4 protein-coding genes are annotated in these 3,701 nt (G+C 42.5%); all 4 read left to right on the forward strand.

Annotation, left to right across the window (positions count from 1 at the left end; all coding sequences use genetic code 11):
* Positions 1-220: 220 nt before the first annotated feature.
* Complete coding sequence (locus tag VK541_RS06430; protein WP_324368078.1) at positions 221-610, forward strand: Rid family detoxifying hydrolase; 390 nt, start codon at positions 221-223, stop codon at positions 608-610.
* 18 nt (positions 611-628) lie between these two features.
* The gene (locus VK541_RS06435) at positions 629-1,594 is read left to right on the forward strand and encodes a 3-hydroxyacyl-CoA dehydrogenase family protein (protein ID WP_324368080.1); all 966 of its coding nucleotides are present in this window, start codon (positions 629-631) and stop codon (positions 1,592-1,594) included.
* Between the two features lie 11 nt (positions 1,595-1,605).
* A complete protein-coding gene (locus VK541_RS06440) occupies positions 1,606-2,922 on the forward strand; it encodes an aspartate aminotransferase family protein (RefSeq protein WP_324368082.1) in 1,317 nt (438 codons plus the stop codon).
* Between the two features lie 26 nt (positions 2,923-2,948).
* The coding region (locus VK541_RS06445) for a 3-hydroxyacyl-CoA dehydrogenase NAD-binding domain-containing protein (RefSeq protein WP_324368085.1) at positions 2,949-3,701 on the forward strand (753 nt) is incomplete at its 3' end.

The raw sequence follows: 3,701 nt of genomic DNA on the forward strand, positions 1-3,701 counted from the left end.
TAAGCAGTCAGGACTTGGCCGGGAAGGTTCCAAATATGGAATTGAGGAGTATACAGAACTAAAATACCTGTGTTTTGGCTCCATCACAGATAAAAAAGAAATATCATATCCTGATGAAAAATAGTATCATAATTATAACTAAAAGTAACAGAAATCCCAGACCGTGCAGACTACTTTTGATATAATTATTAAGGTTTATCATTAACGTATCGAAATACCTATGAACAAGATAAAAGTCGCTCACCCGCACCGCGATCCAGCTTTTGCAACCGGAGCTTATTCTGATGGTGTCATCATAAACGGATTTCTTTTTGTAAGCGGTCAGGCAGCCGTTGACTTCAAAACCTCTAAGTTTATTTTGGCTACAATAGAAGAAGAAACACGCCGTACGCTTGACAATATAAAGGCCATTATTGAAAATGCCGGAGCCACCATGGATGACGTTGTCAAATGTACTGCACACCTTGCAGATATTAACGAATTTGACCGTTACAATGAAGTGTACGCTCAGTATTTCAAAGGCATAAAACCGGCCCGTACAACTGTTCAGTCTGTTTTGGCAGAGGGCATCAAGGTGGAAATAGACTGTATTGTTGCACTGCCTTCATAACTCAACATGCCCTACAAGTTGAAAACAGCAGAAATTAATATTGGCGTGGTAGGTCTTGGTCTTATGGGAAGCAGTATTGCAGTTTCCCTCCTGATCGCCGGACATAAGGTTAAAGGCATAGCTCCTATACCCGAAGATAAAATGATAGCCCCTGAACGCATTAAAGATCAGCTGCTTCATTGTCAGAAGGCCGGGCTGCTGGACCATCCGGCTGAGACCTACCTTTCCAGGCTTACGATCACAGAAGACTATGGTCAGCTGAACGATTGCGGCGTTGTGGTAGAATGTGTCATTGAGAAAGATGACATCAAAGAACAGGTATATCAAAAAATAGTGTCTAATGTCGGCAGCGAGGTAATTATTGCCAGCAATACTTCTGCGATCCCGATAAGTTCCCTTCAGCAATATATTGGTAATCCTGAACGGTTCCTAGGCATACATTGGGCAGAACCTGCCTATGCGACACGCTTTCTGGAGATCACCTGCGGCAAACATACTTCTCCTAAAAAAGCACGCTGGGTATTTGACCTGGCGCATTTGTGGGGTAAAGAACCAACGCTGTTAAAAAAAGACATCAGGGGATTTATTACCAACAGACTGATGTATTCTGTGTACAGGGAAGGCCTTTCCATGGTAGAAAAGGGAGAAGCATCGCTTGAAGATATTGACAAATCATTCCGGTATGATGAAGGTTCCTGGATTACCCTGATGGGTATTTTCAGGAGAATGGACATGATGGGTTTAAAAAACTATATGGAGACCTTCAAAACTGTATTTCCAAAACTGTCGAATTCAGAAAATATTCCTGCTATTATGCAGAAAATGCTCGAGATAAATGCCAAAGGAATCCAGAATTCAAAAGGATTATATCCATATAAAGATGGAGAAGCAAAGGCATGGGAAGAGGCATTTTCTCTTTTCAACAAAGATATTTACCTGTTGGCTGATGAATATTCTCAGAATAACGCAGAAATATTAAAATAAAACCATTTAAAATGTCCAGCAATACCTATGCACAATCCGCCATTTTACTTGAAAGAGCAAAGAAAGTTCTTGCAGGTGGCGTATCCTCTGAATTTAGGAAATATAATCATCCTCATGCTATTTTTTACACTCATGGTAAAGGAAGCCGGATCTATGATGTTGACGAGAATGAATACCTCGATTTCACCCTTAGTCAGGGACCGCTTATTTTAGGGCACTCTCATCCGAAGGTACTGAATGCGGTAAGCGAATATTCCGAAAAAGGTCAAATATTTGCCGGTCAGCACATTAAGGAGATCATGCTCGCTGAACTGCTGAATGAGATCATCCCCTCTGCAGAACTGATGAGATTTTGCCTGGATGGTTCTGAAGCAGTACAGACTGCTTTCAGGGTTGCAAGAGCTAAAACCGGCAGACAGAAGTTTCTTCGTTTTGAAGGTCATTATCATGGCTGGATGGACAATGTGTGCTGGGGCCTATCTGCACCTTCAGAGGATGCATTGGGCAGTCACGAAAACCCCGAGGTATATCCATGGTCGCAGGGGCTGCCGGATTCCTCAAAAGATGAGTTTATTATTTTGCCCTGGAATGATCTGGACCTGTTTGAAAAAACGGTAGCAGAAAGACATAAGGAAATTGCGGCTGTGATCACAGAGCCGGTGATGTGTAATAGCGGATGTATTTTGCCAGAAAAAGGTTACCTGAAAGGACTAAGGAAAATCTGTTCCCAATATGGTATTGCGCTCATTTTTGATGAGGTCATCACGGGCTTCAGGTTATCTTTAGGAGGAGCACAGGAATATTTTGGAATTACGCCGGACCTGTCAGTTTTTGCGAAAGCTATGGGAAGCGGGTATCCCATTAGCGCTATCGCAGGCAAAAGAGAATGGATGTCACTCATTGAGGATGCAAAAGTGATCCATGCCGGAACTATGAATTCCAGCAATCCAACTGTTGCGGCAGCTCTGGCAACGATAGAAGTTTTAAGGTCGGAAAAGCCCTACAACAGGATGTTTGAATATGGGAACAAGCTGATGGACGGATTAAAAAACGCGGCTAAAAAAACGGGACATGACCTGCTGGTACAAGGGCCGGGCCCGATGTTTACCATTGCATTCACAAAACTTGGCAAAGTGTCCAATTACCGGGAAACTCTGGGTTTTGATAAAGCAAAACTCAGTCAGTTTATCGCCAAAATGCACGACAACAACATCAGAATTATTGGCAGGGGATTGTGGTATATCAGTGCCGCGCACAACGAGGAAGACATACAGACGGCAATTAAAACGGCAGAAAAGGTATTGGCTGAAATGAGCGGAGGGAATTAAGTTTTTTTGAATTTATACGCATATACATGAAAAAAACAGGAGAGAAGAGACCAATATTAATCACGGGCAATGACCGGCTTAGCTTTAGCATTGCAGTATGCCTTCTGCAATCCGGAGACACCGTAACTTTACATACCTCAGATGTTGAACTGGCGAGAAAGCGTATAGTGTGTCACATCGAAGACGCTGCAAAAATTGGTTTGGGCGAATTTGACCGGAACAATATTGAAATTACAGACCATTTATGTGACGATGCTTATTCCATGGCTATTGCCATTACGAATGAAGATCTGAATGAAAAAAGGACGATCATTGCCGATCTCGAGCAAAGACTGGACAAAGGGGCAATAATTGCAATAAATACCGAGAGTATTTCTATGGCCGATTTGCAGGAAGGAGCAAATGCACCAGAGCGGATTATTGGCGTTAACTGGACCGAACCTGCGCATACTACTTACTTTTTGGAAATACTTACCAGTAATATAAATAAAAAAGAGCTGGTAGAGGCTTTAAATCAGAAAGCAATCAACAACTGGAATAAGGATCCTTACACAGTTCACAATGCAATCAGCATCCGTTCAAGATTATTCAGCGCCATGGTCAGAGAAGCTTTTTACCTGGTCGAAAATGGATACGCAACGGTACAGGATATCGACAGGGCCTGCAGGAATGACGCAGGGTATTATCTTCCTTTTGCGGGAAACTTCAGGTATATGGATCTCATGGGTACGTATAGTTATGCCGAAGTCATGAAAAAGCTGAATGCAGACTTGTCAAAA

The organism is Pedobacter sp., from assembly GCF_035317785.1.
Taxonomy (GTDB): domain Bacteria; phylum Bacteroidota; class Bacteroidia; order Sphingobacteriales; family Sphingobacteriaceae; genus Pedobacter.

What these genes read in the sequence shown, in the direction of transcription:
- VK541_RS06430 (WP_324368078.1), top strand. Translation starts at nt 221, where the DNA reads ATGAACAAGATAAAAGTCGCTCACCCGCACCGCGATCCAGCTTTTGCA.
- VK541_RS06440 (WP_324368082.1), top strand. Translation starts at nt 1,606, where the DNA reads ATGTCCAGCAATACCTATGCACAATCCGCCATTTTACTTGAAAGAGCA.